22 protein-coding genes and 1 riboswitch are annotated in these 21,773 nt (G+C 41.1%); of the genes, 5 read left to right on the top strand and 17 right to left on the bottom strand.

The window, feature by feature from the left end; all coding sequences use genetic code 11:
- Positions 1-16: 16 nt before the first annotated feature.
- Complete coding sequence (gene pth, locus ACVPPQ_RS06660; protein ID WP_463493490.1) at positions 17-574, bottom strand: aminoacyl-tRNA hydrolase; 558 nt, start codon at positions 572-574, stop codon at positions 17-19.
- Between the two features lie 239 nt (positions 575-813).
- Between pth and ACVPPQ_RS06655 the strand changes: the two genes are divergently transcribed.
- A complete protein-coding gene (locus tag ACVPPQ_RS06655; RefSeq protein ID WP_463493488.1) occupies positions 814-1,791 on the top strand; it encodes an L-lactate dehydrogenase in 978 nt (325 codons plus the stop codon).
- 96 nt (positions 1,792-1,887) lie between these two features.
- Here the strand turns inward: ACVPPQ_RS06655 and ACVPPQ_RS06650 are convergent, their stop codons facing one another.
- Complete coding sequence (locus ACVPPQ_RS06650; RefSeq protein WP_463493486.1) at positions 1,888-2,334, bottom strand: transcriptional regulator, SarA/Rot family; 447 nt, start codon at positions 2,332-2,334, stop codon at positions 1,888-1,890.
- Positions 2,335-3,040: 706 nt separating this feature from the next.
- Here ACVPPQ_RS06650 and ACVPPQ_RS06645 point away from each other — a divergent pair.
- Complete coding sequence (locus tag ACVPPQ_RS06645) at positions 3,041-4,417, top strand: L,D-transpeptidase family protein (protein ID WP_463493484.1); 1,377 nt, start codon at positions 3,041-3,043, stop codon at positions 4,415-4,417.
- 442 nt (positions 4,418-4,859) lie between these two features.
- On the opposite strand, the gene ACVPPQ_RS06640 is transcribed toward ACVPPQ_RS06645, so the two are convergent.
- Positions 4,860-5,528, bottom strand: coding sequence for an O-methyltransferase (locus ACVPPQ_RS06640; protein WP_463493482.1), 669 nt, complete (start codon positions 5,526-5,528; stop codon positions 4,860-4,862).
- Positions 5,529-5,659: 131 nt separating this feature from the next.
- Between ACVPPQ_RS06640 and cbpA the strand changes: the two genes are divergently transcribed.
- Complete coding sequence (gene cbpA, locus ACVPPQ_RS06635; RefSeq protein ID WP_463493481.1) at positions 5,660-6,340, top strand: cyclic di-AMP binding protein CbpA; 681 nt, start codon at positions 5,660-5,662, stop codon at positions 6,338-6,340.
- A 314-nt stretch (positions 6,341-6,654) separates the two neighbouring features.
- Here cbpA and ACVPPQ_RS06630 read toward each other — a convergent pair whose 3' ends face one another.
- The 10 genes from ACVPPQ_RS06630 to ACVPPQ_RS06585 all read right to left on the bottom strand — a co-directional run bounded on the left by ACVPPQ_RS06630 (position 6,655) and on the right by ACVPPQ_RS06585 (position 16,032).
- Entirely contained in the window at positions 6,655-7,179 is a 525-nt protein-coding gene (locus ACVPPQ_RS06630; protein ID WP_463493479.1) for a QueT transporter family protein, read from the bottom strand.
- A 5-nt stretch (positions 7,180-7,184) separates the two neighbouring features.
- Positions 7,185-7,229: riboswitch (PreQ1 riboswitch) on the bottom strand.
- Positions 7,230-7,314: 85 nt separating this feature from the next.
- Positions 7,315-7,680 (bottom strand): type II toxin-antitoxin system PemK/MazF family toxin, encoded by a 366-nt coding sequence (locus ACVPPQ_RS06625; RefSeq protein ID WP_025083898.1) that lies wholly within the window; start codon positions 7,678-7,680, stop codon positions 7,315-7,317.
- Between the two features lie 13 nt (positions 7,681-7,693).
- On the bottom strand, positions 7,694-7,963 hold the full coding sequence (locus ACVPPQ_RS06620; RefSeq protein WP_235715885.1) for a hypothetical protein: 270 nt from the start codon (positions 7,961-7,963) through the stop codon (positions 7,694-7,696).
- A 62-nt stretch (positions 7,964-8,025) separates the two neighbouring features.
- A complete protein-coding gene (gene alr, locus ACVPPQ_RS06615) occupies positions 8,026-9,177 on the bottom strand; it encodes an alanine racemase (protein ID WP_463493477.1) in 1,152 nt (383 codons plus the stop codon).
- A gap of 5 nt (positions 9,178-9,182) precedes the next feature.
- Positions 9,183-9,536, bottom strand: coding sequence for a holo-ACP synthase (gene acpS / locus ACVPPQ_RS06610; RefSeq protein WP_463493475.1), 354 nt, complete (start codon positions 9,534-9,536; stop codon positions 9,183-9,185).
- 278 nt (positions 9,537-9,814) lie between these two features.
- Complete coding sequence (locus tag ACVPPQ_RS06605; protein WP_025083894.1) at positions 9,815-11,431, bottom strand: DEAD/DEAH box helicase; 1,617 nt, start codon at positions 11,429-11,431, stop codon at positions 9,815-9,817.
- A 262-nt stretch (positions 11,432-11,693) separates the two neighbouring features.
- Entirely contained in the window at positions 11,694-13,061 is a 1,368-nt protein-coding gene (locus tag ACVPPQ_RS06600) for a UDP-N-acetylmuramoyl-tripeptide--D-alanyl-D-alanine ligase (RefSeq protein WP_463493474.1), read from the bottom strand.
- Between the two features lie 129 nt (positions 13,062-13,190).
- Positions 13,191-14,420: a DUF3114 domain-containing protein gene (locus tag ACVPPQ_RS06595; RefSeq protein WP_463493472.1), complete on the bottom strand. Its 1,230-nt coding sequence runs from the start codon at positions 14,418-14,420 to the stop codon at positions 13,191-13,193.
- A gap of 141 nt (positions 14,421-14,561) precedes the next feature.
- Complete coding sequence (gene htpX, locus ACVPPQ_RS06590; RefSeq protein WP_463493470.1) at positions 14,562-15,455, bottom strand: zinc metalloprotease HtpX; 894 nt, start codon at positions 15,453-15,455, stop codon at positions 14,562-14,564.
- 13 nt (positions 15,456-15,468) lie between these two features.
- Positions 15,469-16,032 (bottom strand): LemA family protein, encoded by a 564-nt coding sequence (locus tag ACVPPQ_RS06585; protein ID WP_025083891.1) that lies wholly within the window; start codon positions 16,030-16,032, stop codon positions 15,469-15,471.
- Between the two features lie 151 nt (positions 16,033-16,183).
- On the opposite strand from ACVPPQ_RS06585, the gene ACVPPQ_RS06580 reads away from it, so the two are divergent.
- Complete coding sequence (locus tag ACVPPQ_RS06580) at positions 16,184-16,927, top strand: SMI1/KNR4 family protein (protein ID WP_463493468.1); 744 nt, start codon at positions 16,184-16,186, stop codon at positions 16,925-16,927.
- Between the two features lie 23 nt (positions 16,928-16,950).
- On the top strand, positions 16,951-18,192 hold the full coding sequence (locus ACVPPQ_RS06575) for a multidrug efflux MFS transporter (protein ID WP_463493466.1): 1,242 nt from the start codon (positions 16,951-16,953) through the stop codon (positions 18,190-18,192).
- Between the two features lie 72 nt (positions 18,193-18,264).
- On the opposite strand, the gene ACVPPQ_RS06570 is transcribed toward ACVPPQ_RS06575, so the two are convergent.
- The 4 genes from ACVPPQ_RS06570 to ACVPPQ_RS06555 form a co-directional block, all read right to left on the bottom strand.
- Complete coding sequence (locus tag ACVPPQ_RS06570) at positions 18,265-18,942, bottom strand: hypothetical protein (protein WP_463493464.1); 678 nt, start codon at positions 18,940-18,942, stop codon at positions 18,265-18,267.
- 6 nt (positions 18,943-18,948) lie between these two features.
- Positions 18,949-19,584, bottom strand: coding sequence for a TMEM175 family protein (locus ACVPPQ_RS06565; RefSeq protein ID WP_463493462.1), 636 nt, complete (start codon positions 19,582-19,584; stop codon positions 18,949-18,951).
- A 63-nt stretch (positions 19,585-19,647) separates the two neighbouring features.
- On the bottom strand, positions 19,648-19,911 hold the full coding sequence (locus tag ACVPPQ_RS06560; protein ID WP_025083858.1) for a type B 50S ribosomal protein L31: 264 nt from the start codon (positions 19,909-19,911) through the stop codon (positions 19,648-19,650).
- 150 nt (positions 19,912-20,061) lie between these two features.
- Positions 20,062-21,321, bottom strand: coding sequence for a UDP-N-acetylglucosamine 1-carboxyvinyltransferase (locus tag ACVPPQ_RS06555; protein WP_025083857.1), 1,260 nt, complete (start codon positions 21,319-21,321; stop codon positions 20,062-20,064).
- Positions 21,322-21,773 lie beyond the last annotated feature (452 nt).

Below are 21,773 nucleotides of genomic sequence, written 5' to 3'. Positions count from 1 at the left end.
CGTGATTGCCAGCACTCTAGTTATATAAATTCATTGTTTTCATAAAATTATCGTTTTGACACCAATCGTCGATGGCTTCGCACGCTTGGTCGATTGTTTGGGCGATCACTGGAGCGGCGTCTTTATCAAACTTCGTTAATACCCAGTTAACAACCGTACTTTTTTGGGGATGTTGAATCCCGATTTTGACCCGTTTAAAATCTTGGCTTTGGACACTGGCAATAATACTCTTAATCCCATTATGGCCACCAGCCGAACCTTTTTGCCGTAAGCGCAACTTGCCCAACGTTAAATCCATATCATCTTGAATCACTAATAAATCAGCAACATCGATTTGATAATATTTCAGTAAAGGCCCCACGGAACGACCGGAATCATTCATAAAGGTCAGCGGTTTCACTAAAAAAACAGTCTCCCCTTCATATTTAAAACTACCATACTCAGCTTCAAAATCATGCTTGTTTAAAGTGACATGGTGTTGGTCACATAGTTGGTCAATTACCATAAATCCAATATTATGCTTTGTTTGCGCGTACTTACTACCCGGATTACCTAAACCGACGATCATTTTCATTGTTAAAACCTCTTTTTAATTAATAAACTCACTCAATATCAAAACAAAAATACTGAGAAGTGACTCCTCCCCAGTTTTCCGTTGACTATAACCACGATTATACCATATTTGATTTTCTTTCTATATTAGGAAACAAATAGTTTTCTGAAAATTTAATCAAAATCAGCGAACATTCTTGTAAATTATGCTATACTAGTTTTCGAAATGAAGAATTGATAGACAGAAGGGACGTCATTATATTGGCAAACATTGAAAAAGATCATCAAAAAGTAATCCTAGTCGGCGACGGCGCTGTAGGTTCTAGTTACGCTTATGCATTAACTTTACAAGGTATTGCACAAGAAATCGGTATCGTAGATATCTTTAAAGAAAAAACACAAGGTGATGCAATTGATTTATCTGATGCATTAGCTTTCACTTCTCCTAAAAAAATCTACGCTGCTGATTACTCAGACGCAAAAGACGCTGACGTTGTTGTTATCACTGCTGGTGCACCACAAAAACCAGGTGAAACACGTTTAGACTTAGTAAGTAAAAACCTTAAGATTTTGAAGACTATCGTTGACCCTATCGTTGAATCAGGCTTTAATGGTATCTTCTTAGTTGCTGCTAACCCAGTTGATATCTTAACTTATGCAACATGGAAATTATCAGGTTTCCCTAAAGAACGCGTTATCGGTTCTGGTACATCACTTGATTCAGCTCGTTTCCGTAAGGATATCGCTGAAATGGTCAACGTTGATGCTCGTTCGGTCCACGCTTACATCATGGGCGAACATGGCGACACAGAATTCCCTGTATGGTCACATGCTAATATCGGTGGCATCAAGATTTCTGAATGGGTTAAAGCCCATCCAGAAGTTAACGAAGAAGAATTACTTAAGATTTTTGAAAGTGTTCGCGATGCAGCTTACACAATCATCAACTTAAAGGGTGCAACATTCTACGGTATCGGTACTGCATTAGCACGGATTACTAAGGCTATCTTAGATGATGAAAATGCTGTCTTACCATTATCAGTATACATGGATGGTCAATATGGCTTGAACGATATCTTTATCGGTTCACCTGCCGTCATCAACCGTTCAGGTATTACGAATATCCTTGAAATTCCATTGACTGATCACGAAATGGAAAGCATGCACAAATCAGCTCAACAATTAAAAGATATCGTTACAACTGCTTTTAAAGAATTAGATATCGAAACTCGCCAATAATTTTTAATTAACGGCTAATAAAATAGTGTGCCATCACTTCAAAAGAAGTAATGGCACACTATTTTTTTATTGAACACCGCGACTAAACGCCCCTAGTTAAACTTGGTTTAGTGGCTGTCCTTGATGGTTAATCTGACTCAAATAATGATTGACATCGGCCATTAAATTTAATTCTTTAATATCAATTTCATCCCCCCACATCAATAATTCTTGCTTAATCGCTTCATAAATATCATTGCCTTCAGGTGTGACCGTGACCCACATTAAACGTTGATCTTCCTGTTCGCCACGAATTTTATGAATTAATTTTTTGGCCTGTAGAATGTTTAGCTTTCTAGAAACCGCCGGCATCGATGTTTTAAAAAAACTCGCCAATTCACTGGGCGAGTTACGATCCTCTTCAATAATTTGTTCCAAAACTAGAAACTGTTCAAAACTCAATTCATGTTTTTGACTAATCCCATTTAAATTATTGGAAATCCGTTGTAATTTTGCATACCATGATCCCAACAATTGCATCTTCTTATTCGGTATCTCTGACATAAGTTATCCCCCGTATCAAAATAAACCTACTGACTATCTTATTGATTAATCGTGACACCATTAAACCAATAATAGTGGCCTATTTTAATTTTTATTGATTATTCATTTTTAATAACAGCTATTCTAAAAATCATTTATCATTAGTTTTTATACGAGCTAATTCATAACTATTAAATTATTGATAATCCTCCCAAATAATTCAATAATAAAAAAGTTATCTAACGTGTTCCTTCATCAATTGTCAGCTCAAGCCGTACTATTCTTTGCTTTTCACTTAACAAATCTTATATTAGCGCAACAATATCTTCTGTGCAATGAATAATTGTTAAAAGATTAACATAGAAAATTAATGGCTTTAATCATATGATTATAAAAGGAATTCTACTTTTTTCGTAAATCCAAAATAACACCCACCATCAATGATGTGCATTCATCAATATTTCAACATTAAATTAATTGTTTGGATTAATCATCTTTTTAATAAATTATTTCGCAAAACACTATTTAACGTGTCAATAATCGGTCTATTTATTTTATAATTCTGTGAATTGGTTTAATTTAACCTTAAAATTGTCCTATTTTGAAACTTTTTCATTTCTTTTTAAGGACAACTCTAGTATGCTTACTAATAGTTAATACCCTTTGTAATATTTGAAACATTGCGGTATACTAAGCACCTATTCAGATATAGATTGGAGTTATTACTGTGCAGTTTACCAAAAAACTTTATGTCACATTAGCTGGTGCGGCAGTTATCCTAGTTGGTGGTTACGCGTTAGTCAGCCATCACTATCAAGCTGCCTTCTTACCGCATACAGAAGTTGCCGGTGTCGATATCAGTGGTCGGTCAGTGACCGAAGCCAATCAAGTCTTATTGAAGAAGGTCAATAACCAGAAATATACGTTAAAAGACCAGCAGAATTCAGTCTTAACGTTTAGTGGTCAAGAGGCCGGCTTTAGCCATAATTTTAAACCTTTATTGCAAAAAATCCGTAAAACACAGAATGGTTGGACTTGGTTGAGTCGTTCCTTCGGTGAACACCAAACCACAAAAGCGGAAGACGCTCTTATTTTAGACACTAACTCATTCAACCAATTTGCTAGCCAGACCGTGACTAAGCTAAACGCCTCACGAACAGCTTCCAAAAATGCCCAAGTTGATTTAACCGGGACGGATTATCAGATTACCAAAGAAGTTTATGGGAATACGATTAGTCTCGCTAAATTCAAAAAAACAGTCGCTCATGGCATTAATCAAGGAACGACCACCATCAATTTACAAAAAGACTATGATCAACCGACAATTAAATCAACTGATCAAAAATTACAAAAAACGGTTAAAGAATTAACCACGATTGCGAACGAAACAATTAATTATTCTGTCGACGGCAATACCTTCCAAGTGCCTAAGTCAGAAATCCGAAATTGGTTAACTGAACAAAACGGTACGGTTCAACTTGATAAGACTGCCGTTACTAATTACGTGATTCAAATGAAGACTAAATATGACACCTACGATAAACCGTTGACGTTTAAATCGACCAAACAAGGCACTGTGACGGTTCCAGCTGGTATTTACGGTTGGAGTATCTCGCAAGCTGATGAAGTTGCTGCGCTCATGTCTGAAGTGCCTAAAGGTAAAAGCTTTTCACGGACCGCAGTCTTAAACGGTTCTGGAATTGCTAATAAAACCCGAAGTGTCGGTTCAACTTATATCGAAATTGATAAAAAGGCCCAACATATGTGGCTCTATCAAAATGGTAAGGTGACAATTGAAACGGATATCGTCACGGCTAAGCCACCTCAAGTCACCCCTAGTGGTGTTTGGAGTATCTGGAAGAAAGAACGCAACGCAACGTTAAAAGGTAATAATACAGATGGGACTAAATACGCTAGCCCCGTTAGTTATTGGATGCCAATTGACGAAACCGGTGTTGGGATTCATGATTCCTCATGGCAACCTAAATACGGTGGTGATTGGTATAAGACTCATGGTTCCCATGGTTGTATCAACACCCCACCAGCAACTATGGCCAAATTATACAACGCCGTTAGCGAAGGCATTCCAGTCGTCGTGATTTAATCATGAGTAAACAAAAAACAATCCAAGTTGGATTGTTTTTTTATTTGCACTAATGCTCGGCACTTTAGGCTAAAATGTGCTTCTCAAGTAGTTTTTTCCGGTTAACTACAAAATGGGTATCATGAGTAAAAAACACTCATAATACCCATTTTTAGGCTATACTCAGAAGTTAAACGGCTGAGTCAGCGCTCTATCCTAAAACGCGCTTCTCGAACAATCTTTTCCGCTTAACTACGAAATGATAATTATGGTTAAGTACGACCATAATTGTCATTTCTAGGTTATGCTCAAAGATTAACCGTTCGAGTCAGCGCTCTACCCTTAAACGTGCTTCTCAGCTAGCTTCTTCCGTCTAGCTACAAATCGGGCGTTATGACTAAAAAACCAGTCCTAACGCCCAATTCTAGGCTATACTCAGAAGCTGAACAGCTGAGTCAACACTCTATCTTTTCGTAATCATCAATACGCCGTCGCCTAGTGGTAGTAAGCTGCTGTATAGGGTTTTATCAGGTAAGACTGTTTCGAATAATTCGTTTAGTTTACGATGAATGCCCCGATTACGGTGTTCGATTTCATTTTTAGGTAAGAAAATTGTGCCACCCTGTAACACATCATCAATTAACAAAACACCGCCCGGTGCTAATAACCGTAGGCAATCTGGTAAAAATTCAACGTATTTCGATTTAGCGGAATCCATAAATATTAAATCATACGAACCGGTTAACGTCGGCAGAATATCAGCGGCATCACCGTTTTTTTGCGTGACTTTATCTGTTAATCCTAACCGTTTAAAATTAGTGGCCGCCCGTTCGTACATCAACTCATAACGATCAATCGTGGTTACATGACCGCTGGCTGGCATCACACTCGCCATTAGCGCCGCTGAAAAACCAATCGCCGTTCCAATTTCTAAAATTTGTTGCGGTTGTTTCATCGCCACTAATTGTTGTAGAAAGGCGACGGTCTCATGCGGAATCACCGGAATACCTTTCTCGTGGGCCTGTACTTCAAGTTCCCCAAGCGGACCGTCTAAAACAGCCACTTTGGTGCGCATAAAATCGAGAACCGTTTGATCGACAACTGGTTGGTGCATCATTTTATTGAGTTCCATTTCTTTTTCACCATCTCATCAATATTTAATATTTCTTCACTAAAGCGAGAAACTATTTATGTTAATTCTACCAATGGTATGCTATGATTACATCAGTATATGAGAGAATTTTAATCTAAGGAGCTGTGCCTATGCTAATCAAATCCCTTGTTTTACCTAAAGAACGTTTATCGACCATTGAAGAATCGGTCACTTTAGAAGAAGCGTTAACCCTTTTGGAAGAATCTGGCTACCGTTGTGTCCCCGTTTTAGACGCTAGTGGGAAGATTTTCCGTGGGAATATCTACAAAATGCACATCTACCGTCATAAATCACAAGGTGGCGATATGCAATTACCCGTCACCAGTTTATTGAAAAACATGACGAAATATATTCCAGTTGATGCCCCATTTTTCAAAGTATTCTTTAATATTAAAGATTTACCTTACATCGCAGTTTTAGATGAAGATAGTAACTTCTTCGGAATTTTGACGCATAGCACACTGTTAAACATGTTATCTGAAGCTTGGAATCTTGATTTAAGTAGCTATGTACTAACCGTCCTATCAGCCGGCGAACAAGGTGACTTAGTCGCGATGTCGAAGATTATCGCTAAGTACACGTCAATTGCTAGCTGTATGACGTTAGATGCCAAACAAGACGAATTTGTTCGTCGAACACTCTTCACGTTACCCGCTGGTTTAGATATCGAAATCTTGAAGAAGATTATCAGTAAGCTTGAGAAAAAAGGCTTCACCGTTCCTGAAATTGATGATTTACAATCTGGCAAAGCCCTTCGGAACGACGCCGATGAAATCGATAATTTAATCTAACTAACAAAAATGACGTCCCTTTTAAATAAAGGAGACGTCATTTTTTTGGCTATACTCAGAAGTTCCCAGCTGATCAGCGCTCCTATTTTTAACGCGCTTTTCAAGTAGCCTTTTCCGGTTAACTACAAAATCAGCATTATGATTTCTAGGTTAATCCTCAAAGCCTAACCAACTTGGATCAGCGCTTAGTTCATTTAACGCGCTTCCACTCACAGCTTCCTGTGCTTAGCCTAGTTTTGCAAACAAAGTCCATAACCCGGACTTTATTCACAAAACTAGGCTAATGCTCAGAAGCTACCCGTGAGTGTCAGCGCTTAGTTCATTTGTTGTTTGAAGTGTAATACTTTATCGACCGTATACATAATCGGTGCGGTGATCGTCATGATGACCCCTTCCGAAATGGCGAGGGATAGATAGGTTGGCCAGAACGGTATTTTCGTGCTAGCGGTTGAACCCGTTAAGACAATCATCCACGCAATTAGACACATTGAAACGGTGAATAAGACGATATTTAACACCATCTTTTGCCACGTCTTCTTTAAATACGGCATGACTAGCGTTAAAACAAGTAACGCCAATAAGGTTTGACCACCGCCAAATAGCGTATCTAATAATTTATTTTCAGAACTGAAAAAGAAATTAAAGACGATTACCCCGCCAAAGACGCCCCATAAATATTTCTTATTGAAGACGACCAAATGGTTCAAGCCTTCTGAAACCCGAAATTGGATGGCGCCTGACGCAAAACCCAACATCCCTGGAAAAAGGGACAACACCACATACAGAGCTGCCACCAAGCCATTCAAAATGACTTCGCGCAGCCGACTTTGATTCGTCATTAAACTGCCTCCTAGTTTTTTTACGTGGGATGGTTACGAACCACGTTTTCTACAGCAAAATCTATTATAGCACAAAAAACGACCTGCTCTAAAAATAGATCAAGTCGTTTCTTGAAGCTGTCTTTTACTTATGTATTAAGGATTCAGAACCGGTTTCAACCCCACACTAATCGTTAAGGCTTTATCGACCTTAGCCATTTTGCTTGCGATTAAATGGGTCACCCGATCTTTGAGCCGTTGTTTATCAATCGTTCGAATTTGTTCTAGTAAAATCACTGAATCCCGCTCAATGCCGTCTTCCTTAGCCGTAATCCCAACATGTGTTGGTAGCTTTGGTTTCTGGATTTTGGCGGTAATCGCTGCAACAATCACAGTCGGACTATGGTGATTACCAACATCATTTTGAATGACTAATACCGGGCGCATGCCACCTTGTTCTGAACCCACGACAGGTGATAAATCAGCATAGAAAATATCACCACGTTGAACTACTGCCACCATTCAGATCCCTCCATTAGGATAAATCAACTGTCCGAATGTGGGCGTAAGCTTCACATTCACACTCATTGAATTCCGCGGCAATCTGACTATTGATGCTGGCCATCTCAGCATACCCACTAATTAATCCATCGACCTTCGCTTGTCTCGTCACCATAAATTCACGTAACGCGTCTTGAATTAAATCATTTTCATCAAGCGCATAAACTTCGCAATAGGTTTTAATTTCTTGGACCAGTTTCGCATCTAAATTAACGGATAGTTGTGCATGGTTAGCATTCATCATCATTAGCCTCCGAATTCAACTCTTTTTAACCTTAGTTCATCCTAACACAGAAATCATGATTTTTAAATATTAATGTCGCCAGTGATTGGTTGATAAACGCGCGGCAATCGTTCGGCTAAGTCACAGGCAATTTCATAATGAATGGTTCCTGCGTAATCAGCGACGTCTTGTAACGAAATCGACTCATTGCGACTTTGACCAACCAACACAACTTTGGTGTCAACTGGATATTCATGAGGTAACCGGATCATCAACTGGTCCATGCAAACCCGACCAACGACTTCGCAAAATTGCCCATCAACTAAGACTTGTGACCCCTGCATCCGGCGTAACCAGCCATCGGCGTAACCGATTGGGACGGTGCCAATCCATTCCGTACTATCCGCAGTATAAGTCGCCCCATAACCAATCTTACTACCTGGCTTAACTTCCTTCACGAAACAAAGTTCTGATTCAACCCGCATCGCTGGTTGCAATTGATATGGGACTTTTTCAATCGCTTTGCCCGATGGGTTCAAACCGTACATGCTGACGCCTAACCGAATCATATTACCATTACAAGCTGCGTGCCACAAACTGGTTGCTGAATTCGATACGTGAACATAACGTGGTTGTTCAGGCAAGATCGCCAACAGCGTTTTAAAGCGTGCTGATTGTTCTTTAAAGTAGGTATCATCTGGATCATCAGCGGTTGCAAAATGCGTAAAAACCCCTTCAAAATCAAAATAATCATTGTGAGTTTGCATAAATTGATAAGCCGCTAATAATTCGGAGGCATCACGAAAACCAATCCGGCCCATGCCACTATCAATCCCCAAGTGAACGTGAATCTGACGACTATTTTTTTCTGATTTTAAAATGTCATAAGCTTCTTCTAACCATGTTAATGAACCAACCGTCACTGAAATTTGGTTGGCCGCCAGCAAGCTCGCATAAACTGGTTGCGTAATGCCTAACGTTAGAATCGGTTCCGTGAAATCAGCGCGTCGTAAATCTAACGCCTCATCTAAAATCGCCACACAAAAACCGGTTGCCCCAGCTGCTTCCGCCGCCTGCGCTACTGGTACCATGCCGTGACCATACCCATTGGCTTTAACGACTGCAAAAATTTCAGTCTCTTGATCCGTTAATTGTGCTAATTCATTTTGAACATTTTCATAGATGGCTTGTTGATTAACAAGCACCCGTGTAGGTCGTAAATATCCGACTGTCATGAAGTCTAACCTCTTTCTAAAATAACTTCTGCGATCACCAATGTGTCGGTGTGCGATATCGAGACATGGACGGTCCCGTCGAATAACGATTGACGAATATACGGCTTACCGTGCGCATCATTCAGCGTTTCGACATCTTGTAGTCCAACTTGGCCGATACCAGTTCCATAGGCCTTGCTAAACGCCTCTTTAACCGCATAGCGCCCCGCTAAAAATTCAAGAGCGTGTTTGGGTGAATAGCTGTTAAATAACGCCAGCTCGGTTGGTGTTAATACTTTTTGTGCAAAGTGCACATTTTTAGTCTGCGCCTTTTCAAATCGCGCAATCTCTGCCAAATCAACACCCAATCCAATAATCATCGTCTTACTCCCAACACACTAGTTATTTTAATTTAGTTTACCACAATCAACAGACCAACAGAACTAACAGCTTCGTCACATATTTGATGAAGCGGTTACTTGATGAAATTAACAACCAAAAAAGCCTGCGACAACTTCCGCTTAATCTAAAACGCTTCCTTTAAACGCGCTTCTTGAGCAAAGTTCTCCGCCTAACTACAAAATAAGCACTATGGCCAAAAACGCCATAGTGCTTATTTTTAGGTTATGCTCGAACTTTAAACGCTCAAATCAGCGCTCTATTTTTCGTTTGTTCTGATTGTGAAGTTCCGTTTTGAACGGCCCTCACCACTTTTTTTGTGGTTGTCATTGCTACGGTTATCGTTGCTACGACGTTTGCTGCTATCGCCATTGCCACCGTTGCTACGACGGCCGTCTTTGTTACCTTCATGACGTTTGCCGTCGCCATTGCTGCTGCCGCCACTACCGTTACGACGATTGTTGCCACGATAGCCACCGCCACCGTTGCCGCCGCGACGTTTGCCGCCACCATTACCATGATGACCGCCGCCGTTACCGCCACGATTACCACCCTTTTTACGTGAAGGTAATGGACGTTCTGGTGTGATCTTAACGGGAACGGATTCTTTACTGATCGTCTTCAAAAGAACTGAAGCTAATTCAACATCTGAGAATTGTTTTAATAATTCTTCAGCGTCTTCATTGTACTTCGCCAATTGACCTTTATCAATCATTGAAGTGATATCAGCAACTGATGCTGCTAATTGACCCTTGAAGGCTTCTTTTTCTGAAGGTGGTTGTAAAGGTAACATCCGTTTCTTCGTTAAGTCTTCGATAATGCGTAGGTATTCCATTTCATTTGGTGTTACAAATGTCACAGAAACACCTGATTTACCGGCACGACCAGTCCGGCCGATACGATGAACATAGCTATCTGGATCTTGAGGAATATCATAGTTGTAAACATGCGTGACGCCTGAGATATCTAAACCACGGGCAGCGACATCGGTTGCCACTAAGATGTCCAAACGGCCAGCCTTAAATGATTTCAAAACGCTCATCCGTTTTTGTTGAGATAAATCGCCATGAATCCCTTCAGCATTATAACCGCGGGCTTTCAAACCACGTGTTAATTCATCAACACGACGTTTTGTCCGACCGAAGATTAACGTTAATTCTGGTGATTGAACATCGAATAAACGCGTCATAATATCGAATTTTTCAAAATCTTTTGCACGAACATAATATTGATCGATTAAATCAGCCGTTAATTCTTTTGACTTGATTTTGATTGTTTCAGGATCAGTCATGAAGGTCTTACCGATCTTCAAGATTGGTGCTGGTAACGTTGCTGAGAATAAAAGTGTTTGACGTTTGTCAGGTACTTGTTTGATGATACTTTCGATATCATCAACGAAACCCATGTCCAACATTTCATCCGCTTCATCCAAAACTAATGTTTGAACGTGATCTAATTTAACCGTCCGACGGTTAATATGATCCAATAAACGACCAGGTGTCCCAACTAAAATTTGTGGGTGTTCCTTTAATGAACGGATTTGACGGCGAATATCAGCGCCACCATAGACAACTTGAACTTTCGCTTTACGGTCGCGACCTAAACGATAAAGTTCTTCTTGTGTTTGAATAGCCAATTCACGTGTTGGCGAAATGATTAAAGCTTGAATATTAGGGTTTTCTAAATCTAAGTTTTGTAAGATTGGTAAACCAAATGCTGCAGTCTTACCAGTCCCCGTTTGCGCTTGGCCGATAACGTCCTTGCCAGCTAATGCCAACGGAATAGTATCGCTTTGGATGGGTGTTGCTTCTTCAAAGCCAGCGCGTTCGATGGCTTTCATGATTGGTTCTGTTAAACCTAATTCTGAGAATTTCAAATAGTGTTCCTCCTTGTTTTGTAAAAAACATCCCAATTACAAAACAGGTCCACTTTATCAGCTACACCATTTTCAAAAATCTGTCTTGTAATATAATTGTTTTCAAAAGCCTTTTTCATTAAAAAAGCTCCTTAATAGCTTATCACGCTCACCGTTAATTAGCAAACGCAATTAGTACTTATTTTACCACAAATTTGCGCTAAAACCCGATTAGACAGAAAAAACAGCTGAAAACTTATTTTCAAACTGTTTTTTTATGTCATTATTCAGTTAAAGCGGTCACGACTTGTTCTAAATGTAATCCATGGCTCGCTTTTAAAACGACTAAATCGGCCGGTTGCACATCGGTTAGCAACGCTTCAATTAGTTCCGATTGTTGGCTCTTTTCAAAATAATGCAATTGCGTTGGGGCATACGTCGTCGCTAATTTTTCGTAGAGTGGTCGGATCTCATCCCCATACAGATAAACCGTTTGGATTTCTACGGGATTTAAAACGGTCGCTAAACTTTCATGTAGCTTTTTGCTGGCGGTTCCTAGTTCTAACATATCGCCTAAAACAGCGATCCGTTTACCCTGCGTTTCAAAATGACTGAAGTTATGTAACACTTCTTTAGCCGCCGTCGGGTTAGAATTGTAAACATCACTCAACAGCCGTTCACCTTTAGTCCCAACTAACCATTCCGTTCGATTCCGGGTGACTTCAAATTTAGCCAATGATTTTTGCATCGTTTCCGGTTTAATGTGGAAACGTTGGCCAATTAAGAGCGCGATTAACGCATTATTGACGTTATAGGCCCCCATCATTGGAATTTCAAACGTCATTTCTGGCCATTCGTTTAATTTAAAAGTCGTACTCATTTCGCCCGCACGCACTTGGAGCGGATAAAGCGTGTTGGTGGTCGAACCGCCAAACGTTTCAATGTCCAAATCGCCCACCCGTTCGTTCAAGAGTGGTTCGTCCCCATCATAAATTAACAACCCGTCTTCATTTAAGAAATCGGTGATTTCCATCTTGGCATCGGCAATTTTATCCCGCGTTTTGAAAAACTCGATATGCGCTTCGCCAATCATCGTAATGGCGGTCACATCGGGCATCACAATTTCACTTAAGGCGTGCAATTGTCCTGGCCGGTCCATCCCCATTTCAACGACTAGAATTTCAGTATTGGCTTCCATCGATAAAATCGTTTGTGGGACCCCAATTTCATTATTAAAATTGGCTTGCGTTTTATGAATATTATATTGGCTCCCTAAAACAGCAGCGGTCATATCCTTAGTGGTCGTTTTACCATTGCTCCCGGTAATCGCCACCACTTTCGGATTAATCTTACGTAAATAATGCATCGCTAATTGTTGATAGGCAATCAGCGGATCTTTAACCACCAAGATTGGGAAATCGGTCGGTTGATTCGCATGGTCACTTGCCCAGAAAGTCGCAACTGCGCCATTGGTTTGCGCCTGTTCTATAAAATCATGTCCATCCCGATTACCGGCTAAAGGCACAAATAAAGCCCCTGGTCGTAATTCACGAGCATCAAACGCCACACTAGTCACTTCTAATGTTTGCCATTGTTCAGTTTCATTGATTGCGCCGGTCACTCGTGCAATTTCACCCAATTGCATTTTCATATATCGATAGCTCCTATTAATTAAGGTCCCAGTAACGGACCATTTTTTATCAGTGCTTAATTGACTAAGCCATATTGTACCATAAAAACGTTCGAAGTACTTTGGACAATAGATAAGTTTTGAATCCGCTTAATAGTGCACCGAATAACCATCGGGCTCAATATCTTTGTTTTGATAAATGGCTTTTGAGGGGCTTCGCCATGCGTTAAATGTTTCTTGTCGCAATAGATGATCATAGCGTTTCGGTGGCCAACTATCCAATTGAACATGGGTTTGATCATTTTGATGTGCATAGTTAAACGAAGCCCCGTTCAATAATTGCCGACATTGCGCGTCCGTCAACTGATAGTCAACCGGATTACTGATGACTAACTCGTCGGCCGATTGTTTCAAAACCGACCATTGACTGATAAACTGGCCGTGTTCATCGATTAGCCATTCACTATGAAAATCCGGTGTCAGCCGTTTACGATTCGGAAAGTCATTGGGGATTGGTTGGCCAATCCGATATTTATTATGAAATCGCGCCGGTTCGCGGCGTAACCAATATTGCGGGTTCGCTTGTTGCCGACTCACGACAAATTGGGCCAAGGCTTGTTCATCCGTTTGACCGTCCTTTTGCCAGAAATGGCGAATGTATTGTTCATTTTGGCGATCCAGATACAACCTAAACTGGTGTAATCGTTGATCCGTTAATGGTCGCTGCCGAAACGCTAATTGAACACTTTTGGCAAATGACGTTAAAAACGGCGCATCCGGTGGCATCGCCGGATCAATTCGAAACTGCCGACTCCGTAATTGTAAAAACTGATGACTGTCTAATTGTGCTTCCAGTTGATTCAACACTAAATTAGCTTTTTGCCAATTGATAACACGATTCGTGGTTTGTCGCCCATATGCTTGATATAACCGCGTATAGAGCGGCGACCCAATCCGATGTAACTCACTATTATTTTCCCGATATTGCTGTGCCGTTAAAGGACGTTGATTGATATATTTGGCGTAAGCACGTAAACTAGCTAGATCCCAATTAGCTTGTTCAAGCTGGTTAAAATGGGCGACCAATTGCGGCTCATTTTGAATTTGATACCGACTGGCGGTGGTCTGCTGCCACATTAATTGCAGTTTTTTAACCTCGGCTGGCTGATGACTTAATGCCTGAATGATTCCGATTTGCAAAGTGGTTCGTTGGTCCGTCGATAACGTCAAGTAATTGTCTTGATCGTAGGCCAACAGTAGTTGACCGCGAACAATTGCTAACAGCTCGTCCAATCCGGCCATTGGTTGTTGCGCTGGTGGCTGCGGTAAACTGATTAACTCACTTTGTAAAATGGTTAAGTCGCGGATTTTCTGTCGCACGTTAGTCACCACCCTTTCAGTTTAATTATACGAAATTTACCGACAAAAACCAAAAAATCGCCAGTTATCTTAACGGTCAAGATAATTGGCGATTTGCGGGTGATGCTCAGAACCTACCGTGTGCATCAGCACTCACTCATTTTACATTGCTCTTAGTTTTGCGACTCGGTCTTCGATTGGTGGATGGCTGTCGAATAGGTGCGAGGCCTTACCTTTGAACGGATCTGAGATGTAGAGTGCCGAACTTGATGGATCGGCCGCTTGCATCGGTTCGCTATCCGAAATTTTCAACAACGCATTGATTAGCCCTTCAGGATTGCGAGTTAGCTCAACTCCTGACGCATCCGCTAAATATTCGCGGTTTCGTGACAACGCCATCTGCGCTAAGCTGGCAGCCAATGGGCCCAAAATCATTAGTAAGATTGAAAAGACCATCGCAATGACATTACTACCGCCATTATCGCGATCATCATCCCGGTCACGACCTGCGCCGCCCCACCAGAAGAAGTTATTCCCAATGTTAACCAAAATCGAAATCACCGCCGATAGCGCCAAGGCAATCGTTGATAGTCGAATATCATAGTTGCGAATATGTGACACTTCATGGGCAATGACGCCCTCTAATTCTTCACGATTCAACCGTTGCATAATCCCACTGGTCACAGCGACCGCTGCGTGTTGCGGATCATTGCCGGTTGCAAAAGCGTTGGGGCTGTCATCTTCAACGATAAAAACCCGCGGCATCGGAATTTGACCGACCATCGCCATGTCTTCAACGATGTGCCATAAATCCGGATACTGATTCGCGTCTTTGATTTCAACGGCGTGGTTCATTTGCATGACAACGTTTGTCGAATTACTAATCATGATTAAAATATAGACAATGGCTAGTACGGCTGCCAAGGTCACGCCGGTTAGCATATTATTCATAAACAGATAACCGATCGCGCCCCCGATTGCTAATACTAATGCGAAAAACCCGATTAAAACGTAAACTGTTTTGCGTTTATTTTGTGCAATTTGTTCATATAACATTTTTAATCACACTCTAATCGAATGAAACTTTAGGAACCGCTTTTTCTTCAGTTGGTGTTTCTAAGTAAGCCACTTTTTGGAAATTATGGGCACCAGCTAAAACGTTCCCGGGGAAAGTTTCAATTTTGTTATTAAAACGCGTTGCACTTGAATTAAACAATTGACGGGCATACGCGATTTTATTTTCGGTATTTGTTAATTCTTCCATCAATTTGCCAAATTCAGCGTTGGCTTTTAAATCAGGATAACTTTCAGATAACGCAAAAATGCTCTTCAACGAATCCGTTAATTGGTTCGATACCGCCATCGTTTCTTGACGATTATCAGCTGGCATCTCGACCAATTGATTCCGCATTTTGATGACCTTTTCTAATGTTTCTTGTTCATGTTTGGCGTAACCCTTAACCGTCGATAGTAAATTCGGAATTAAATCATTACGCCGTTTTAATTGCACATCAATTTGGCTCCAAGCTTCTTCCGTCCAGTTACGACTTTTAACCATGCCATTATAGGTACTGATATAAAAGCCAGCCGCGCCGACCGCTAATAAAATTACAATTACAATTAACCACAGCATCATACATTCCTCTTTTCTTAGATATTGTCTTCATAGTATCAGACTCCGCACGACAAATAAAGAACTGTTAATTAATTTTACAAAAATTCAAAAGATGTCCGAAGCATGTTAAACTAACAGTAATACCAATCCACTTAGGAGGTCTCTTTCAATGTTTACGATTCATCCTCAAATTGCGGATAGCGGCCTCACAGACCCGTGCTTCATCCACCCCAACGCCAAGTTACCCGCAAGTTACGTCACACTGTGTCAACAAACCAACGGTGGCTTTCTACAACGTTTCTGGTTACCAACCAGTGAACCAACTAGCGACGGCTTAGGCCACGTTGAATGCCACTACATCGCTGGTCTTGCGACTGAGCACCAACCAGTCATTGATTGTTCAGACTTTCCTGCTTATTTAATCCCGTTTAGCCAACATCAAACCCAATACTTCGCGTTTGATTATCAACAGAATCCGACTAATCCGAGCATTCGCTACATTGATACGGAAGTCGATCAATGGTTAACCGTTGCCGACTCATTTGAAACTTTTCTCGCACTGTTAGGTACCAAAGCGATTGATCTATCCGGAATTGACGAATTCCCGTTAACCCCTTTACAACGAAACCACTACTTATTAGTGGCACAACCCAGCGAATTAACCACTTTACTGGAACACTATGAAAGTGATCGTCCTAAAGATTGGTTTTTAAGTTGGCTCCAATTTTTCGTCCAACACGGCACATTAGCGCAACAAAAATGTGCACTAGCTGCTTTCAATACCCAACAGCTCTACTTTAGACGCCAATTACCACCAACACTCGCTACCAATTTACAGCACGCTTTCAAGCAGTTACCCGCATTAGCAACCCTGTACGACCAATACGCGGCTAAATGGTCGTTCACTTATTAAAATAGAATCGAGATGACCTTTGTATGTTGGCAAACATTCGTCAACGCCTATTCAGACGACGTGAACAATGGGAACAAAATTTAATCGTCCTGTGGTTTGGCAACTTCATGGCCGGTGTTGCTTTTAGTTTAATCATGCCGTTCATGTCACTCTACATCGACACACTCGGCGATTTCACGAAAGCCGAATTAGGGCTTTGGAGTGGTTTAACCTACGCGACTACTTTCCTAGTGACCGCCTTAATCTCACCTTGGTGGGGTAAAATTGCCGATCGACGCGGCCGTAAACTCATGTTACTGCGCGCCTCACTTGGCATGGCCGTTGTTTTAGGCGCGATGGGCCTTGTCCAAAACGTCTACGAATTAATTGCACTGCGGATGTTGCAAGGTGTCTTTTCCGGTTACATCAGCAATTCAAACGCCTTAATCGCAACCTCCGCACCTAAAGCCAAAAGCGGCCAAGCGTTAGGCACCTTAACCACCGGCAGTGTCTCGGGGACGTTATTAGGCCCCTTACTTGGCGGGATTATCGCCGAAGCGACCGGTTATCGAACGACTTTCTTTATTACCGGTACGATTCTAATGATCGTCTTCTTCCTTTGTTTAGCCTTTGTTCACGAAGAATTTACGCCGATTGCTAAAGGCGACCAAGTGCCTGGTAAACAACTATTGCAAGAATTGAAATATCCACACCTGATTATCGGGATGTTTGTCACCACCATGATTATTCAAGCCTCCAACAATTCAATCAGTCCGCTACTAAGTCTGTACGTCCGCGAATTGATGCATCACGGTCACAACGTAGCCTTAATCAGTGGGGTTATCGCCGCCATTCCGGGGATTGCCACCCTGGTGGCGGCACCCCGCTTTGGTGCATTAGGCGATCGAATCGGCTCCGAAAAGATTTTGATTGCCGGCTTGATATTTGCGGTTTTCGTCTATATTCCCCAAGCGTTTGTTCAAAACGTTTGGCAACTCGGTGGTTTACGATTACTGGTCGGAATTGCCGATGCCGCTTTAATTCCCCAAGTCCAAACGATCCTCGCTAAATACTCACCCCATCAATCGGCCGGTCGTATTTTTAGCTACAATCAATCCTTCCAAGCGATGGGCAACGTCGCCGGTCCTTTAATCGGTTCCAGTGTTTCCGGCCTCTTTGGTTATAGCGGCATCTTTATTTCAACCACCGTTTTAATCATCGTCAACCTATTCTGGGTCAACCAAAATACAAAAGTCTTACGCGATCAACGCAAACAAAAAGCTTAGCCCAAAAGGACTAAGCTTTTTTGATTTATTTAATATAGGTTATGCTCAAGGTTTAAACGCTTGCGTTAGCACTTATTTTTTTGTGAATCTCAACTTATCTAACCAATCGCGGTTATATTTAATACAGTAATAACCGATGACAGAAATCAGTAACGAGCCGAGGACGTCGGCTAATAAATCGCCCATGGTATCGACTAAGGCTGCTTGGCCCTGTAATAGTTTGCCACCGACCATGAAACGTTGCATGTTGAGCCCTAAGAAGTGGTCCCCCGTAAACTCATAGAATTCCCACAAAATACCAACCGTACTCCCAAACGTTAATGAAAAGAGACTCATCAATAAGGCCGACATCGTTTGGCGTTGTTGTTTAGAAATCAAGATATTAAAAATCGTATAACCCAGTCCAGCTAGTAGTCCGGCACTTAAAACGTGTAGAAACTTATCCCAGTAAATGAACCGACTGTAAAAGTGTAATCCAGTCCCCAACAGAATTGAACAGTAGACAAAAGCTAGATAAACGGCGTATAAAATTTCTGGGAACCGATACGGCATAAAACGTTCAATCAAAATCGGTAATGTCGCAATAATTAAACCGGCGACTACTTGTAAAATAGCGAAGGCCAATCCTGGATTTTCAGTTGGTCGATTAATCAATTGTTCTAAATAGAAAATAATGTAAATTAACTGACTGCCCATCGTGAATAAATAGACCCAATCAACCCACCGTAACGTTCTTTTTTGTTTGACCATCTTGCATCATCCCTTCTTAATCAGCGCGTACTTCTGAATCCCCTGACTTAATCGCAAATAAGCGATAAAATGAAAAACGTTCCCCGCAATCATTAAACTAGCGCCTAACCACAAATTAATTTGAATCCCCACCAAGGCGACTAAGTAAATCGTAACACTTTTTAACGGATCATTCTTTGTTCGTTGATAAAACCGTTCATGATTCTGATGATAGCCAGTCAATTCGTGGTGTTGCGCCATAAAACGGTAAAGTAACCAAAACATCGCGGATATCAACAAGGCCACTATCGTATAATACGAAAAGGCAAACTGCATATCGTTGCGTTGTTGGTGTGCGATTGATTCTGCTAACAGACTGGTTGGATAATTAATCAACGTTACCGTAAATAGAATCACTAAATTTAAAACATTCAATTGCCAGTTCGTCTTCTTTATTTTCGCAAAATAATCATGATGAAACAACCATAAGGTCCCCACGTAGAAAAAAGAAAGTCCGTAAGCAACCAACGTCGGCCATTGGCTTAAAACCGACTGTGCTAAATGACCGTCTTGATAGGTTGGCAACTTGAAATCTAAGACTAATAACGTTAGCAAAATTGAGAAAACACCATCACTAAAAGCTTGTAATCGACCGATTTTCATCGTATTCCTCCTTAAAAAAATGGACAAAAAAAACCAGGAAATTGATCCCTGATTCTAAAATAATTATTTGGCAGCGTTTTGATCTGCAAAACCATATTTTTTGTTGAAACGATCGACACGGCCATCTGCTTGAGTAAACTTTTGTTTACCAGTGTAGAATGGATGTGAATCTGATGAAATTTCAACACGGATTAATGGATATGTGTTACCGTCTTCCCATTCAACAGTTTCAGCTGAGTTTGCAGTTGAACCTGAGATGAATTTGAAACCAGTAGATGAATCCATAAAGATAACCTTGTGATAATCTGGATGAATACCTTTTTTCATGTCTTTTCCGCTCCTTTTTGCTAAAGTTAGTCACATCCGAAGATGCACAACTTAAGTTTTGCCCTGAGATATTTGCTATGTCAGAGATATTTGTTTACATAACCATTAAATATTAGCATGAATCCGCCTAAAAAACAATAGGCCAATCATTTATTCTTCAATCATTTTAACGACGGCCCCGAGACCGGTTAACTTCTCAACCACCCGATCATAGCCCCGTAAAATATTACTAGCATTGTTAATCGTCGTCACACCGCTGGCCATTAAGCCGGCAATCATCAGACAAGCGCCCCCGCGAATTTCATCCGCAGAAACTTCAGCGCCTTGTAGTTGATCCGCATGATGCAACATAATCACATCATTTTCGATTGAAATGTCAGCCCCCATCCGAATCAGTTCAGGCACGTGGCGCGTCCGTTTCGGATACAACGTATCGACAACAATCCCTTCACCTTGTGCTTTTAACAAAAGCGGTGTTAAAGGTTGTTGTAAATCAGTCGCAAAACCGGGATATGGCATTGTTTTCACTTGTACCATTTTTAAATTCGGTGATGGATAAACGAAGATACTATCTTCTTTAACATCCATCTTAACGCCGATTTCTTCCAACTTCGCTAAATAGGCATCCATGTGTTCGCTGATGATGTTCTTAACGTTGACGCCATCACCAATCGCTGCGGCCATGCTCAAGTAGGTCCCCGCTTCAATCCGATCCGGAATAATCGTGTGTGTCGTATGACCATAGAGGTGCGCAACCCCTTCGATTCGAATCGTATCGGTTCCTGCGCCACGAACTTTAGCCCCCATATTATTCAGGAAGGTTGCAATGTCCACAATTTCGGGTTCACGCGCCGCATTTTCAATAATCGTTTGACCTTCAGCTCGGACTGCGGCCAACAACAAATTGATTGTCGCGCCAACCGATGCCATATCAAGATAGATTTTAGCCCCGTGCAAGCCCTCTGGTGCGTTAATTTCAATCGCGCCATGATTATTCGACACAACCGCTCCAAGCGCTTCAAAGCCTTTAATATGTTGATCAATTGGTCGTGGTCCAATATCATCCCCACCGGGCAAGCCAACCACTGCTTTACCAAAACGCCCTAATAAAGCGCCCATAAAGTAGTAGGATGCCCGTAAACTTTGAATTTTACCACTTGGTAATGGCGTTGAAATAATCGCCGTTGGATCGATTTCGACCGTATCACCAACAAACGTTGACGTCACGTGCATATCATCTAGAATTGATAGTAGACTGTTCACATCTTTAATGTGGGGAACACTATCTAACACAACTTTTGATTCTGCCAGAATAGCAGCAGGAATAATGGCAACGGTACTATTTTTAGCACCACCAATTGTCACTTCTCCGGATAGAAGATTGCCGCCTTGAATTAACATTTTTTTCATTTTTTAATTTCCCCGTTCAATTCATAACAAAAGAGCTAGCTTTAGTGACCGTCCCAACAATCAGGCAATCGACAAGCGGGCTTTTGACTTTTTCCAAATTTATTTTAATAATTAGTTAATACTGTGCACTTTCAAAAACTGTCTTTTTATTCTGAAATAGTCACACATGTATAATAATAATTAATTATTCAGCAAATTACAAGATAATCCCGCATTTTTACTGAAAACATTCGGTATAAATCATTAAATAAAAGGCCAACTAATAATTTGGTTAGAAAATAGGTCTAAAAAAACAATTTTCCGTTAATCAAAAAGGACTCTAATCTAAAAATAACGCCTAATGACTAGAAATCATCATCAGGCGTTATTTTTAGGCTATACTCAGACGCTAAACAGCTGAGATAGCACTCTGATTCAAAACATGCTTGCACTCACAAAACTAGGCTAATGCT

This window comes from Latilactobacillus parafuchuensis, assembly GCF_055271665.1.
The sequence above is the reverse complement of the archived record's forward strand: the minus strand, read 5'-3'. Positions and strand labels throughout refer to the sequence as shown.